Raw genomic sequence first — 14,755 nt, forward strand, 5'->3', positions numbered from 1 at the left:
GTCTATACTCTTTATAAACTTAAATTAACACCAAAAGAAAACGTTTTTCCCATTGGATAATCCCTCAAATCGGCACGGGACACTGCATTCCCAGGGTTAGAGAAATTAACCGCGGAACCTGCCTGTTCCGGATCAATATATTTCGTCAAGCCACCAAATGCCCACGTAAAAATATTTTCCCCGCTGAAGAACACCCGCAACCGATCAACCTTCGCTCTCTGCGTCCACTTTTGTGGAATCGTATACCCAACTGTTAGGTTTTTAACCCGTAAAAAACCAACATTTTGCAACAAGTAATCATTCGCTTCATACATAGAACGATTATCCCCTAAAGCGGCATATCCTCTCTCTATCTGCGGATACATCCCTCCCGGATTTTCAGGTGACCAAGCATTTTCAATTAAATCTTTTCGTATAAACGACAGATAAGGTCTGGCATAAGATCCCCAGAAAAGATCGCCGGTAGGCGACCAATGTTGTTGTCCTACACCAGCTACTGCCATTGAGAAATCAACATTTTTCCAACGCGCCTGCATATTCATACCGAATAAATATTGCGGCATTGCGTTTCCGATAGGTTCCAAATCTCCATGATCTTCCAGTGTATATTCGCCTCTATCAATACGACCGTCGCCATCGAGATCCAAGTATTTCAAATCTCCGGCTCTGAGTCGATTCCATTCACTATTTTGTACGACATTCAGTTCGTAGTGATAAACCTGTCCTAAGCTGTTTCCCGGATTGCTGAATGATTCTTGATAGGCTCTCGCTTCCTCATCGGATTGAAATTGTCCGGCAACGCGATACCCCCAAATCTCTCCGAGACGTTGTCCTTCCCAATACGTACTCATCAGTCCTCTTGGGTTATCATAGCGTGTAATGTATCCTTTAAAGTTGGATACATTAGCAGATACATTGAAGTGTAATGGCGAGCCAGCAACATCAAACTGGTCACGATAACTAAGTCCCAATTCAAAACCATTGTTGCGCAATGCGGCATAATTTTCTCTCGGCTCGGCCGCTCCAAACACGGCTGGCAAAGGCGTACCCGGAAGATACATACCATCCGTCACTTTCCTAAACCAATCGAAATTTACGAACAAGCGATTGTCGAGCAATCCTAAATCTGTTCCCAAGTTTAAACTTTGCGTCACCTCCCAAGTTACCACCCTAGGCAAAGGGCTGGGTGAGTCAGCATAGATAATACGCTCGCCATTATCCAACCAGTCTGCCCGTCCAACGTTCATCAATTGCTTGAAGGTGTTTACCCCCACAGTCTGGTTGCCCAAACGTCCGTATGATCCGCGAATTTTCATCGAGGATAGATATGGGCGGATAGGTTCCCAAAAATTTTCACGATCCAACTGCCACCCGGCCGAAACAGAAGGGAAGAACCCCCAACGGCTTTCTCCCGGAAAACGCGATGAACCATCGTAGCGAGCATTAACCTCCAAAAGGTATTTTCCTCGGTAATCATAATTGAAGCGTCCGAAATATCCCTGCACAGCCCAATCGAGTGTAGAGCCCTCCATATTATACATTTCGGTTCCCAAAGAAAGATTTGCCAGATCTCGAATCAGCAGACCGTTCATTTGCGCGGCAATTCTATCACGTTCAAATTCCTCTTGGTTAAATCCTACCAATAATTTAAAACTGTGGTCGTCTTGAACGGTCTTTTGGTAAGTACCAAAAATATTTAATGCCCTGTATTTATCTTTCCAGCGCCATTCTCCTAGTCTATTGATACCAGCAGTGGTGTAATCTAAACGGTTATTTGAATAATATTCAAATTCACTGTACCGATAGGTTCTTCCGGTATTGTCAAAACGGTGACTATAATCTAGGTTTAGTTCTAGACCTTCCACAGGACGTGCTTTCACACGAAAGGTATTTGTAAACTCTTCCGTATTGAATTTCATCCAGTTGTTACGTCCTTCCATCGCCGCCTGTCCTCCTTGTCCACCCGTTCCACTGTTGCCGACATCGACAGGAATTCCATCGACATGTGTCGGAAAAAAAGGGAAAAGGTTGTACCAGGACGTGGTGCTCCACAAACCGCCATAACCATTTCTGAACCCACCATATTCTTTATCGTATTCGTTGATAAACTGAATATTATTGGATATTTCCAACCAATGGTTGGGCGTAAATGTGATATTGGTCTTGATGTTATAACGATCCATGTCCCCATCGTCTGCAATATTGTTGATAGTTTCACGGTTAAAGATGCGTCCCGAAAGGTAACCTTTCAGTTTTTCGGAACCTCCGGAAACTGAAATATTATGAAAGCTAGAGGGTTGATATTGTTTAAACTGATAATCCCACCAATTGGTATTATAGAAGAACTTATACGTTCCGTTTGATTGCAATTCATGAAAAGGCTCTATCTGGCCGTTTGCAACCAACCTGATGGTTTCCCAATCCATGTCGTTATAACCCGTATATGAAGCGCCATTATAGCCATACAAGGCTGCATCTATTGTCTTTCCGTATACATACGGATCAGAAATATAATCCGTGCGTGTAGTCGGCGTTGTCCAACCAAAATTGTTGGTATATTCGACTTTTAGATCACCTGCCTTACCTGCTTTTGTCGTGATGAGTATCACCCCAAAAGATCCTCTGGCACCATAGATGGCTGCGGAAGCGGCATCTTTCAGTACAGTAACGCTCTCGATATCATTAGGGTTAACACGGGTAATATTCCCTTCAATTCCATCGATCAGAACTAATGGACTGCCCCCATTGATGGAATTGAATCCCCTTACATTAATATCGGGCGTCGCAGTCGGATCACCGGTGTTGATCTGGATATTGAGACCGGGCATCAATCCTTGTAACGCTGTGCTAATGTTGGCATCTGGGCGTAACGCAATATCCTCCGCATTTATCTGGGCTACCGCACCTGTTAGGTTAGCTCTTTTTTGTGTACCATATCCCACCACAACCACTTCATCAAGGTCACTGATGAGCTCTCTTAGCGTCACCTGGATTTCCTGACCTTGTCTAAAACTCACCACTTGCTCTTCATAGCCAAGAGCTGTAATCAATAACTCTCCTTCAAGTTGGTCAATTCGAAGCACGAATCGTCCATTATCATCGGTAGCTCCAGCAATATTGCTGTTTCGATATAACACAGATGCCCCACTGATTGAGGAACCCTGTTCGTCTCGTACAACGCCGCTAACCTGTTGTTGTACATCTAATATATATGCATCCATGCCGATGGGTTCAGCTTTTTTAATCAGCACCGTGTTATTCTGTATTACGTATACCAATCCACGTGGTGTAAGACAGGTATTCAATACTTTTTGCAGATCGGCTCCCTTCACATCTAAATCTATCTTAGATACGTTTTCCAATTGGGAGGCATTATATAAGAAATCCAAATTGGTCTGCTTTTGAATTTGATCCAATACATCAGATAGTTCCACATTATTTACAGACAAGCTTATTTTTTGCGCATAAGTCGAGGCATTGGTTTGCATGGCTAATACAAACAGCAGGACAAAAAGCATTTTCATAATAAGTAGATACTTATACATTTGTTGCCTCATTGGCAACAATGCGGCAATATTTTTATACATTTGACATTAGGTATTTGGTAATTTATGTAATAATTAACTGTTGATTTCCATTTACTGCTCGGGAGGTGTTGCTGCACCTCCTTTTTGTTTTCTTATAAAGTTATTTCATAACGATAACCCTCCCTTCCTTTACAACAAAAGATAAATCTGAAACTTCTTCTATCGCGGCGAGGATATCCGTTAATTTTTTTGATCGCCGTATACTTCCCGTAAACTTATCCATATTCCCTTCAGGTATTTCAACAGCCGAAATAGGATACCATTTTTGTAGTTCACGCATAATGTTAGCAATAGGTTCATCCCGAAATCTAAAAAAGCCGTCCTTCCATGCCATAACTAAGTTTATATTGACGTCTTTGTGTAGCTGCATCGAGGCATCCTCTCTTACAACGGCCTGTTCACCTGGCCGTAGAATCAGTGAATTCCGGGAAGCAGATACATCGACTTTTCCTTCTATCAGCGTAGCTTTCACTTCTTTATCCAAATCATAGGCAGAAAGATTAAACACTGTCCCCAAGACTTTCACCTCGACATCTTTTGCCGTCACATAGAAAGGTTTATTTTTATCGTGTTGAACATCAAAATATCCTTCTCCACTCAACTCGACTGAACGATTTTGTTGATTGTATGATGCCCATATACTAATAGAAGAGCCCGAGTTAAGCCATACCGAAGAGCTATCCGGAAGTACCACATGCAATGCGACTCCTTTTGGTGCTACCACTCTATGCCGAGCATCTTCGCCAAAATAGTGCTGCTCCGAATTTTCCTGTTTCATCACGAGACTTCCATCTGCTGTGCGTACGATCTCCAATCCTTTATGTCGAACGGTATCAACCGTAGTGAACACCATTTGGGTACCGTCTGCTAGTGTTACCATAGCTTCTTCTTCATCCGGTAGAATAAGCTCCTCTGCATTTAACCTCCCTCTTTTTTCAACAAGTTTTAGCGATTCTTGATGTTCTCCGGTCCTATACAGCCATAACACAACGGAAAGTACTAAAAATAGCATCGCAGCTATAGCTATCAGTGGATGTTTGATTAGGCGGCGGATAGGTGTAATTCTATCCTGCGCCGCAATACGATTTTTTATACGATCACGAACGGTATCTTTAGAAAAATCGTGATTTTCCTCCACTGCGATATATTCATCGACCCATGCAGAAAATGTATCTTCATCCAGCATTTGCATCCCTTGTTTCAACTCTTCTCGCTCCTCCAGAGTGAGTTCGCCTTTTAGATGCTTTTGGAATAATATATTAATGCGTTTTTTATCCACTGTTGTGCACTATTTATACTATGTACACCTAACCCAGGGAGAGGTACTAGTAGAAAAATAAAAAAATCGGATATACTATTTCAGCTATTGCAATAAAGAAGAACAATAATCACTGAAACCGATACATCAGAAAAAAAGAAAGAAAAAGAGGAAAGCGGTATAGTCGATATTCATCAACTTCTTACGGAGATATTTCAGTGCTTGGCTGATATGGTTTTTAACGGTATTTTGAGAAATTCCCATCTTATAGCTTATCTCTTGATGAGATAAGCCTTTTTCTCTACTTAAATAAAAAGCAATTCTCTGTTTTTCCGGTAGATTGTCTATATGGCGTTGAAGCAAGTTTTGCAGCTCTGTATAATGAAGCCCTTCTTCCACATCATTCACCGCAGCTATTGGGTTTATGTTTTGCACTGCTTCCTTAGCAACACGTTCGTTACGAAGAACATTGAAACATAACCGCTTACACATCACATAAAGATAATACCACAGCTCATAGGCTGGATTTATAACTTCTCTATTGAGCCAAAGTTTCACAAAGCACTCTTGCACGACCTCCTCTGCCGAAACGCGATCACGTAGTATTTTGAACGCAACGTCAAATACTGCTGGAGAATATACTTCATATACCGTATTAAACGCAGCGCGGTTGCCACGTATCAGTTTATAAAGTATATCCTCGGAAACTCTGTTCATTTTTTATTGGTTAAAGCGCAAATAAAGGTAAAAAATTTTTCATATTTTAATATTGATTACGGCAACGAAGATAACCAGTTCATATTAAATATCTGTAAACTCCATGTGAAGTCGTCAAAAAACTCTTTTTCCGAAACTTTTGCGTAATTTTAACAGCATTTAAAAAAAACAAACCGAGTGTAACGAGCTCATCTATACAATTGAGATTTAACATTTAACACTCATAGATAATTTATTCGAATGAAAATCCATTTGCAACGTAAAAACGAAGCAGTTCATTTCGAGGGTTCGAGCGAACTTGCCGATGTAAAAGTAAATATTGATGGTTCTGAGAGTATCGGCGGTGAAGGAAAGGGTGTACGCCCGATGGAACTGGTATTGATGGCTTTAGGTTCCTGTAGCGTATTTGATCTTTCCAGTATCCTAAAGAAGCAGCGTCAAACCATAGAAGACATACAGGTTGAGGTAGAAGGGAAGCGTCGAGAAGAAATTCCTAATATTTTCACCCACATTCATATCACTTTTACGCTGAAAGGGCAACTTGACGAAGCAAAAGTACAAAAGGCTGCGGAACTAGCGGTAAAGAAATATTGCTCTGTCCATGATATGTTAGCTGCGGGCGGTGTGGAGATTACCTATAGTTTGAAAATTACTTAGGTTACAAACCAGTTTCTACCTTTTCTTCAAAAAATGCGTTATGCGACGTCCTTGCGGCATCTGCATCGGGGAGGCATTCCAAGTATCCCACATTTACTTGCTCTACTAATTGCGAGAGCGTATCTGTCATAGCGTTGAATAGATCTTTATTCCAACGGAGGGCAGTACAGCTTGGAAGGACAGCAACTAGGCTTTCCATACCTTTTTTCCATGTAAACCTATTTAATGGAGCTTGTTCCAGTCGCACAAAACCTTTTAACTCTACACATTTGTTTTTGTAGCACGGTGTTTTCCCACTCCATGGCGTTCCATATATTATGGCCCTACCATCTTCTTCAAGTCGCACAACGGGGTTATCATCGTTTAGCAATTCGGTATCTGGAATATGTTGTAGCCAAAGCCTACTATGCGTACTCTTTCCTGTGCCACTTTTCCCCAAAAAGGCTACCCCTTGCTTTTGTTGGTAGGCAATAACGGAAGCGTGGATCAATATCAGCCGATGCTGCAATCCCACCTGACCAAAAACCACCATCAACAACCAACTGACAAACTCACCCATACGCAGATCGTCTGCTTTACCATATATGCGGGATTCCCTGAAATCCTTCGTGCTCTTCATCATCCATTGCTTGTCCTTTATTTTATGTTTGATCAATGTGACAAATGCATCTTTCTGCTCATAGAAACGAAAATTGTCTCCCCACACCAGCGAGATATCGCTTCGAAGCGTACCCCATTCTTCTTCCGAGGGCACCTCCTCTTCCCTAAAGGTTACGACCGCAGCAGATGTTTTGTTACTATGTTCCACACGAAAACCGACAAAAGAAGGTAAAATATGATCTAAGTTTAACGCTGAAGGAAAACGTAATTCCAGTTGTAAACCTGCGATTTCATAATAATGGTTTGTCAATTCCAATACTGTATTGGCTTCCATATTTTTTTAATCTATCCTATGCTTCCAAAAGACCAGCTTTCTCGAATTCTTCAAGGAGCGCGATGGCGTCCAAGTTTGCCTGATGGTGTGTAACATCGTAGCGATCGCACAACAGATCCGCCACGTCATCCCCATCAAATTCTTTACCCGATAATTGTTCCCAGAGCCACGCAGCCGTCTCATTAAGGGTATGAACTTTAGAAAGGTCTACCATACCTTGACTAGGGTCTACCATAATATAGTCGTCCCCAACTTTCCTAAGGACTAAGTCTTGTCTTAACTTCATAATGAACAAAAATAACATTATTTCCGATAAATCACTTTTCTTTGCGCCATATCCGTTCAGCCCATCTGCCCACAAACCAAAATGACCCCGCCAATAGGAGAAAGAATATCGTACGATTGATGTTATCCCATAAATATTCCACAAAGCGGGTATAGAGGTTAAGGATGAAAAATACGAAACCTATGTCGCGCGAAGCGTGATCTTTTGTTTTCATCCCGTACAACGCCAATCCTAACGAAAGCCCGATAGCCAGGATTCCCCAATAAAGGATATGGTATTGGCGAACTTGTGTCCAGGCATCGAAATCACTGTAATTCCCAAAGATAGAAAGACACCACAAAGCAATCATCGTATACAATAATCCAACGATATAGCTTGTTGATTGAAAAGGTTTCAGCGGTTTTATTTTTTCCTGCCCCCACACTGCAAAAGTGGTTAAAATCAATCCAAACAATGTAAAACGCAGCGGATAGTTCATCCCCCAAAACTTAAAACCCCAATTGCTGTGGTAAGCTGTTTCCGTTGCAAACCAGATGCCAAGAGCCACTAACGTAAATACCCATATCAGTTTTGAGTTAAGCTTAACCGACAGGATGCCGTATATTACAATCGACAACAGAAAAAGAAGTGTATAATGGCTTGTCGTTCGATCCAATACCTGTCCAAGAAAACCGATGCATGCCGCTGTTGCAAAAGAACCGGCGAGCATAAGGGTTTCATTGGAAAATGTTTTTTCCGGATATCGCTTTTTATTGCGGAAACCCAGAAAATAAAAAAGCACCGCGAGCCCCGCAAAAAACAGGCAAAAAACAATATTTGGTGTCTCATAAAAACGTTCCACAAAACGAATCAGTGTATCGTCCGCAAAAAGTGAAAATACTGCAAAAATGAGGGACACCAATGCTATCCAGAACGCGTATCGTGCTAAATGTTTCCATTCGAAACCTCTTTCGTCAATATTCTGCTTCAGCTCTTCCACCTTACCAGCTTCCAATAAATTGGACTCTTCCCAGTGGTTAAGTGCGTTTTCAACGACTTCTCGTTCCTGTTTTGTCAAATCCAGTTTTTTCACGCGCTGTTTTGTTTTTAAACAACCAAGGTACAAATTACCAGCCAATTATTTTTGTAACTCGTGATTATCTAAAGATGAGCCCGGGGTTCGCACGACTTTACATCTTCACGACTTTACAATTCCACACCAAAATTCCGTATCTTTGTACCTTCAAAATTCAGGACAATACAACATGAGCTCTACCAAGCAGCACAATCATATAGATTTAGGTGAACAACGTGAAATTGAGGTATTTGGCGCGCGCGTACACAATCTCAGAAATATCGACGTTAGTTTTCCTCGCAATGAATTAGTCGTGATTACCGGGCTAAGCGGTAGCGGTAAATCTTCGTTGGCATTCGATACGATTTACGCAGAAGGACAGCGTCGTTATATGGAAACTTTCTCGGCTTATAGCCGACAGTTTTTAGGAGGGATGGAACGCCCCGATGTCGACAAAATATCAGGGCTAAGCCCTGTGATATCCATCGAACAGAAAACTACAAACAAGAATCCACGCTCAACCGTTGGAACGATCACGGAGATCTACGATTTCCTTCGATTACTGTATGCAAGGGCAAGCGAGGCTTATTCTTACGTGACTGGCAAACTCATGCAGCGCATGTCGGAAGAGCAGATTGTAGACAGGATATTACTTGAATTCCGTGATGAACCTATATATATTCTAGCTCCTGTTGTAAAAGGACGAAAAGGGCACTATCGTGAGCTTTTTGAACAAATTCGCAAACAAGGTTACACGAAGGTGCGCGTAGATGGTGAAATTCTAGACCTCGTACCCAAAATGCAGGTCGACCGCTATAAAATTCACGATATTGAAACGGTTGTAGATCGGCTATACGCAAGCGAAGGGGATAAAAAAAGGCTATATGCATCTGTTATGCAAGCTATGAAAGTAGCCAAAGGTATTATCAAGATTGCGAACAAGGACGGACGGGAGCATTTTTTCAGTCGCTACCTGATGGATGCAGAATCGGGCATCTCTTACGATGAACCACAGCCGAACACTTTCTCTTTCAACTCTCCGTATGGCGCGTGTCCAAAATGTGATGGACTCGGTTATATATTCGAAATAGACAAAGACATTGTTATCCCCGATAAAAAAGGGAGTATACAAAAGGGTGCTATTCTTCCTTTAGGCCCATCACGTGACTCTTGGACGTTCCAGGTTGTGAAGGCTGTGGCCAAGAAACTGGACTTTTCGTTGACCAGCCCTATCGAAAAGCTAAGTGAGGAACAACTGGATACCCTTCTTTTTGGAGGTGAAGAGCCGCTAAGCCTCACAGTTTCTTACGGAAGTTATGGTGCGCGCGAATACAAGATACAGTTTACAGGTATCTTCGATATGTTGGAAGAAATAAACGGCAGAGGTTCAGACGATGCGCCTATCTTAGAAGATTTCCGTACGAAAGTTGTGTGCCCCACCTGCGAAGGTGCTCGTTTGAAAAAAGAGTCTTTACATTTCAAAATAGACCAAAAGAATATTCACGAGCTGGCCAGCATGGATATCACTGCACTACATGATTGGTTTGATGGTATAGAAAGCCGACTCAACGAACGCCAAAACACTATTGCTGCCGAAATTCTAAAAGAAATTCGTGCGAGGATAGGTTTCCTCTTGGATGTCGGACTAAGCTACCTTACTTTAGATCGCTCCTCCAAAACACTTTCTGGTGGTGAAGCACAGCGTATAAGACTGGCGACACAAATAGGTTCTCAACTCGTGAATGTTTTGTATATTCTGGACGAACCGAGCATCGGATTGCATCAACGGGATAACGAACGGTTGATCAATTCGCTGAAAAACCTGCGTGATATTGGCAATTCGGTGTTGGTTGTGGAGCATGACAAAGACATGATTCTACAGGCTGATTACGTGATCGATATGGGACCGGAGGCAGGTATACACGGAGGAAGCGTGGTAGCTCAAGGAACTCCAAAAGAGATTATGAAAGCTGATACGTTGACCGCCAGTTATCTCAACGGGCAGAAAGAAGTCGCTATCCCGACTAAACGACGTCAAGGCAATGGCAAAACATTATCGCTAAAAGGTGCTTCTGGAAATAATTTGAAGAATGTCCAAGTAGATTTTCCTTTAGGAAAATTAATTTTGGTAACAGGTGTATCCGGCTCGGGAAAATCCAGTCTTATCACGGGTACGCTCTATCCTATTTTAAATAAACATTTTTTCCGTGCGAAAAGCACACCGCTACCTTATAAAAAGATAGAAGGGCTTGAACATATAGACAAGGTTATCGAAATCAACCAAAGTCCGATAGGACGTACGCCGCGCTCCAACCCATCGACTTATACTGGTGTGTTCTCGGATATCCGCACCTTGTTCGTACAATTGCCGGAAGCAAAAATACGAGGCTACAAGCCTGGTCGTTTTTCTTTTAACGTTAAAGGCGGACGCTGCGAAACTTGTCAGGGGGCGGGCATGAAGATCATCGAAATGAATTTCTTACCCGATGTACAAGTTCCATGCGAAACTTGTCACGGAAAGCGTTATAATCGCGAAACACTAGAAGTTCGTTACCGCGGAAAATCTATTTCAGACGTACTGGATATGAGTATTGACGAAGCAGTGGATTTCTTTGAAAATATCCCTTCCATTTATAGAAAGATCAAAACGCTACAAGATGTAGGGTTAGGTTATATCACGTTAGGACAATCGTCTACTACCCTGTCAGGGGGAGAAGCACAACGGGTGAAGCTGGCTACCGAATTGTCGAAAAAAGACACGGGCAATACGTTCTACATCTTAGATGAGCCAACAACAGGTCTGCACTTTGAAGACGTCAATGTTTTATTGGGTGTTATTAACCGATTAGTAGATCGCGGAAACACCGTATTGATCATTGAGCATAATCTAGACGTCGTCAAAACCGCGGACTGGGTTATTGATATGGGTCCCGAAGGCGGTAAAAATGGCGGACAATTAATGTTTGCCGGGTTGCCGGAAGATCTCATCAAACAGAAAGGGAATGAAACAGCCAGGTTTTTGAAAACAGAGTTTTCTTAACTTCATTTTTTCCTTGATGAAAAAACGAAGCAAAAAAAATCAAGGCTGAGAACGTTTCCGCTATTTTTCTTTGACTATCCCTAAACAAAATAAACTCGCTTCGCTCAAACAGTATTTTGTTTTTAACGGAATAGCCTTCAGAAAAATGGCCGCGGAAAAGTTCAAGGCCGTTTTAACTCCGCACAACCGCTAAGCAATATTGATCTCGTTCAGCAACGCATTTGTACAATCCCCCTATTAACACTAAATGTCGCATCCAGATATTTGAGGCATGTATCAACTCATCCTTAGTACTATCCACTCCTCTCAAATATCTGAAGCGACGAGGTTTTTGGTTCTTTTTTACGAAAAAAAAGAACTAAACAACTTTTTCAAACTTACCGTAAAGCTTCCAGAAATAAGATTTCTTTTCCGCAGCAAATCCCTTTTTCATCCAGTCGTTCAAGATTAGCTCAATATCATTACCATTGGTTTGATATTGACCAAAAAATAGTTCATCAGCTCCCAAATAAACACCATAGTGTTGATCAAGTGTATGTAGAATCGCAATTTCTACAGGCTCAAAAAATAGAATGGCATTTTCTTCAAATGGAAATATCAGTGGCTTGGGAATAAAAGAACAGTTTTCTAACGCGAGAAAGTTTTGTTTATGATAAATCGGAAAATAGATTTTCGGCATGTTGGTTACGTCTATTTTTCGATTGGCATGCAAGAAATTTTCTCGTCCTATAAAGGGTACGGCGCTCATATTTTTGGCTGCCATGAGGGTCGTACTATCTTCAAAATAGTCCTCAAAGTTTAAAATCTCGTTTACCGTTAGTTGTTTCTCCAGCAATTGCGCAACGGGAATGCTAAAATATTTTGCAATCTGCAAAATAACCTCAATTTTTGGTTCGGCTCGTCGTTCTTCATATGACGAGATATTCCCACGTGTCAAACTAAACAAATCAGCAAAAGCCTGTTGACTTAATCCCTTCACTTTTCTAAGCTTTTTTATGTTACTTCCGATCTGACTCATTCAAACTTTTTTTATTTTTATTTGCAAAATATTTTTGCATTTATTATTTTTATGCAAAGTTTATGAGCAAATATACAATTTAATCGGCTATGCTGTTTCAAAAAATAAAAAAATATATAGAAGACATTGGATTCACCATCTGCAAAAATAGTGAGCAAGAAGGCTTCTTCATCGTTGAAAGTGATGCGGATAGTATCCGTAATTTGATCATTGGGATTGCGCCACCAGTTATTATTTTCGAGCAATACCTGTTTACCTTGCGATCGGACAATCTTGCGACTTTCAAAGCATTGCTCATAAAAAACCGGGATATTATACACGGAGGTTTTGCCGTTACGGAAGATGGCAAAAAAGTGATATTCCGCTACACATTGCAGGCGCATAATATCGATCAGAACGAATTCGATGCAGCCATCAATTCGCTCTCTTTATTGCTCAGCGAGTATTATGAACAGTTGATAGCATTTTCAAAGAATTAAAGAAACAAGTATATGATAAGCATTTTCAAAAGACTTTTAAAGATAGGGCAATCAGAAATCCACGCATTGGTCGATAGAATGGAAGATCCTATCCACATGGTTGAACAAGGTATCCGGGACTTGAAAGAAGAACTCGCCGATATTACAGAACAATTAGCTCAAGCTAAAGCTTCTAAAATACGTCTGTCCAACAAAGCGGAACATAACCGTCGACACGCCGAACAGATGGAAGAGAAAGCTAGGACAATATTATTGAAACACCATGCAGGCGAATTGGAAATCAACGTAGCGAACCGACTGGCTAAAGAAGCTTTATTATACAAGCAGGATTTACTGGCGGAACTGGACAATTTGCAAGACCAAATCGAAAGTCAAGGAGAAGTTGTGGAAAAAATTTCACAAAAATTGGAAATTTTACGCTATAACATTTCCAAATGGGAGAAAGAATTGACAATTTTAAAGGCAAAGCAGAAAGTTACGCAGGCTTCCGAACTCGCTAACCGTCATATCGCCACTATGGACACACACGGAACAATCGTCATGCTTGAACGCATGAAGAACAAAGCAGACCACAGTGAAGACCTAGCCCAAGCGTATGAGGAAATTGCACGACAGAACACCATACACGACGAGAAAGAGATAAAAAGTAAAGAAAAGTCCGCAGAGGAAGAGCTGGAAAGTTTGAAACAACAACTAAAAAAAGGAGAATAATATGGACCCCTTATTATTTGTAAACATAGGCACACAAGAAGTCATTTTCTTATTCGTCTTCGCTATCGCGGGGATAGCTCCTTTAATATTTGCCATCATCGCACTGTTTGATGTATTCAAAAGAGAGTTCGGCAATAAAACAACAGATAGAATATTACTGATTCTGTTAATTGTATTCGCACCGCTTATAGGCTCTATGATATATTACCTGGTATTAAGACAAAACTATCCACTAAAACGACAAAGATATTGATATGAAAAAGTTTGAATACAAAACCATTGTCATAAAACCAACCGGATTTTGGGGAATGAAAATGGACAAAATCTAAAACCATATGGCAGACGTAATAAACCTTTTATTCCATCCACTTCCTAATGCCATCATGACCGTGTTGACAGGCATTTCTCTGCTCTATTGGCTCTTCACGATGTTGTTAGGCGATGGATTTGACTTTGGCGAAGCTGATGTCGCGTTTGAGGGCGCCGATGTCCACGAAGTCGACATGCCAGACGATGCCGATGCAAACACCGACGGCGAGCCTTCATTCTTATCCAAAGCGATGGATTTTATCAACGTGGGCAAAGCACCGTTTATGGTCATTGTCACCTTATTTAAATTTATCGGTTGGATCGTTACAATTGCGTCGTCCATCCTCTTCAACCTTGCACAATTTGGGTGGAAGTCCGTTCTGATATTAATTCCCGTGCTGGTACTCACGTTCTTTTTGATGCATTATGTCACCATTCCTTTAGTGAAACTATACAAAAAAGTGGGTTATACCGGGGAAGAAGCACACGACTTTCTGGGGCGGTCAGGCAAAATGCGCTCTACCATCGAAGGCGAACGTTTAGGCTGGCTGGAAGTCTTTATTGGTGGCGATATTATCCAGCTCAATGTAAAAAGTGAAAATGGAGAAAAGATTGCATATGGCGAACAGGCTGTTGTCGTCAATGAAGGCGTCGACAAAAAATTCTATTACGTCAAGAAAGAAATCACACTAGAAAACATATAAT

The 14,755-nt window shown here is 41.3% G+C and carries 13 protein-coding genes; 6 read left to right on the top strand and 7 right to left on the bottom strand.

Annotation, left to right across the window (positions count from 1 at the left end; all coding sequences use genetic code 11):
- Positions 1 to 11 precede the first annotated feature (11 nt).
- The 3 genes from H8B21_RS03600 to H8B21_RS03610 form a co-directional block, all read right to left on the bottom strand.
- Positions 12 to 3,524, bottom strand: a complete 3,513-nt coding sequence (locus tag H8B21_RS03600; RefSeq protein ID WP_223814815.1) for a TonB-dependent receptor — start codon at positions 3,522 to 3,524, stop codon at positions 12 to 14.
- Between the two features lie 163 nt (positions 3,525 to 3,687).
- Complete coding sequence (locus tag H8B21_RS20795) at positions 3,688 to 4,866, bottom strand: FecR family protein (protein ID WP_190312397.1); 1,179 nt, start codon at positions 4,864 to 4,866, stop codon at positions 3,688 to 3,690.
- A 126-nt stretch (positions 4,867 to 4,992) separates the two neighbouring features.
- A complete protein-coding gene (locus H8B21_RS03610) occupies positions 4,993 to 5,562 on the bottom strand; it encodes an RNA polymerase sigma-70 factor (protein WP_190312398.1) in 570 nt (189 codons plus the stop codon).
- A 240-nt stretch (positions 5,563 to 5,802) separates the two neighbouring features.
- Here H8B21_RS03610 and H8B21_RS03615 point away from each other — a divergent pair, with 240 nt between their 5' ends.
- Complete coding sequence (locus tag H8B21_RS03615; RefSeq protein ID WP_190312399.1) at positions 5,803 to 6,219, top strand: OsmC family protein; 417 nt, start codon at positions 5,803 to 5,805, stop codon at positions 6,217 to 6,219.
- Between the two features lies 1 nt (position 6,220).
- Here the strand turns inward: H8B21_RS03615 and H8B21_RS03620 are convergent, their stop codons facing one another.
- Genes H8B21_RS03620 through H8B21_RS03630 form a run of 3 tightly spaced genes read right to left on the bottom strand, consistent with a single transcriptional unit; the run spans position 6,221 to position 8,511 of the window.
- Complete coding sequence (locus H8B21_RS03620; protein WP_190312400.1) at positions 6,221 to 7,153, bottom strand: hypothetical protein; 933 nt, start codon at positions 7,151 to 7,153, stop codon at positions 6,221 to 6,223.
- 16 nt (positions 7,154 to 7,169) lie between these two features.
- The gene (locus H8B21_RS03625; RefSeq protein WP_190312401.1) at positions 7,170 to 7,439 is read right to left on the bottom strand and encodes a PqqD family protein; all 270 of its coding nucleotides are present in this window, start codon (positions 7,437 to 7,439) and stop codon (positions 7,170 to 7,172) included.
- 31 nt (positions 7,440 to 7,470) lie between these two features.
- Positions 7,471 to 8,511 carry a DUF2157 domain-containing protein gene (locus tag H8B21_RS03630; protein WP_190312402.1) on the bottom strand — a complete coding sequence of 347 codons (1,041 nt, stop codon included), beginning with the start codon at positions 8,509 to 8,511 and terminating at the stop codon, positions 7,471 to 7,473.
- Between the two features lie 172 nt (positions 8,512 to 8,683).
- On the opposite strand from H8B21_RS03630, the gene uvrA reads away from it, so the two are divergent.
- Positions 8,684 to 11,533: an excinuclease ABC subunit UvrA gene (gene uvrA / locus H8B21_RS03635; protein WP_190312403.1), complete on the top strand. Its 2,850-nt coding sequence runs from the start codon at positions 8,684 to 8,686 to the stop codon at positions 11,531 to 11,533.
- A gap of 358 nt (positions 11,534 to 11,891) precedes the next feature.
- On the opposite strand, the gene H8B21_RS03640 is transcribed toward uvrA, so the two are convergent.
- Positions 11,892 to 12,551 (bottom strand): helix-turn-helix domain-containing protein, encoded by a 660-nt coding sequence (locus H8B21_RS03640; RefSeq protein ID WP_190312404.1) that lies wholly within the window; start codon positions 12,549 to 12,551, stop codon positions 11,892 to 11,894.
- 89 nt (positions 12,552 to 12,640) lie between these two features.
- Here H8B21_RS03640 and H8B21_RS03645 point away from each other — a divergent pair, with 89 nt between their 5' ends.
- The 4 genes from H8B21_RS03645 to H8B21_RS03660 all read left to right on the top strand — a co-directional run bounded on the left by H8B21_RS03645 (position 12,641) and on the right by H8B21_RS03660 (position 14,754).
- On the top strand, positions 12,641 to 13,030 hold the full coding sequence (locus H8B21_RS03645) for a type III secretion system chaperone family protein (RefSeq protein ID WP_190312405.1): 390 nt from the start codon (positions 12,641 to 12,643) through the stop codon (positions 13,028 to 13,030).
- 12 nt (positions 13,031 to 13,042) lie between these two features.
- The gene (locus H8B21_RS03650; RefSeq protein ID WP_190312406.1) at positions 13,043 to 13,741 is read left to right on the top strand and encodes a PspA/IM30 family protein; all 699 of its coding nucleotides are present in this window, start codon (positions 13,043 to 13,045) and stop codon (positions 13,739 to 13,741) included.
- A gap of 1 nt (position 13,742) precedes the next feature.
- Positions 13,743 to 13,994, top strand: a complete 252-nt coding sequence (locus H8B21_RS03655) for a PLDc N-terminal domain-containing protein (protein WP_190312407.1) — start codon at positions 13,743 to 13,745, stop codon at positions 13,992 to 13,994.
- Between the two features lie 82 nt (positions 13,995 to 14,076).
- Positions 14,077 to 14,754 carry an OB-fold-containig protein gene (locus H8B21_RS03660; protein WP_190312408.1) on the top strand — a complete coding sequence of 226 codons (678 nt, stop codon included), beginning with the start codon at positions 14,077 to 14,079 and terminating at the stop codon, positions 14,752 to 14,754.
- The last annotated feature ends 1 nt before the right edge of the window (position 14,755 follow it).

The organism is Sphingobacterium chuzhouense, assembly GCF_014692525.1.
Classification (GTDB): Bacteria; Bacteroidota; Bacteroidia; order Sphingobacteriales; family Sphingobacteriaceae; genus Sphingobacterium; species Sphingobacterium chuzhouense.

Excerpts from the sequence above, each read along its gene's own strand:
- H8B21_RS03645 (WP_190312405.1), top strand. The coding sequence starts at position 12,641 with ATGCTGTTTCAAAAAATAAAAAAATATATAGAAGACATTGGATTCACC.
- H8B21_RS03620 (WP_190312400.1), bottom strand. The coding sequence starts at position 7,153 with ATGGAAGCCAATACAGTATTGGAATTGACAAACCATTATTATGAAATC.
- H8B21_RS03610 (WP_190312398.1), bottom strand. The coding sequence starts at position 5,562 with ATGAACAGAGTTTCCGAGGATATACTTTATAAACTGATACGTGGCAAC.
- H8B21_RS03650 (WP_190312406.1), top strand. The coding sequence starts at position 13,043 with ATGATAAGCATTTTCAAAAGACTTTTAAAGATAGGGCAATCAGAAATC.
- H8B21_RS03660 (WP_190312408.1), top strand. The coding sequence starts at position 14,077 with ATGGCAGACGTAATAAACCTTTTATTCCATCCACTTCCTAATGCCATC.
- H8B21_RS03655 (WP_190312407.1), top strand. The coding sequence starts at position 13,743 with ATGGACCCCTTATTATTTGTAAACATAGGCACACAAGAAGTCATTTTC.
- H8B21_RS03600 (WP_223814815.1), bottom strand. The coding sequence starts at position 3,524 with ATGAAAATGCTTTTTGTCCTGCTGTTTGTATTAGCCATGCAAACCAAT.
- H8B21_RS03615 (WP_190312399.1), top strand. The coding sequence starts at position 5,803 with ATGAAAATCCATTTGCAACGTAAAAACGAAGCAGTTCATTTCGAGGGT.
- uvrA (WP_190312403.1), top strand. The coding sequence starts at position 8,684 with ATGAGCTCTACCAAGCAGCACAATCATATAGATTTAGGTGAACAACGT.
- H8B21_RS03640 (WP_190312404.1), bottom strand. The coding sequence starts at position 12,551 with ATGAGTCAGATCGGAAGTAACATAAAAAAGCTTAGAAAAGTGAAGGGA.
- H8B21_RS03625 (WP_190312401.1), bottom strand. The coding sequence starts at position 7,439 with ATGAAGTTAAGACAAGACTTAGTCCTTAGGAAAGTTGGGGACGACTAT.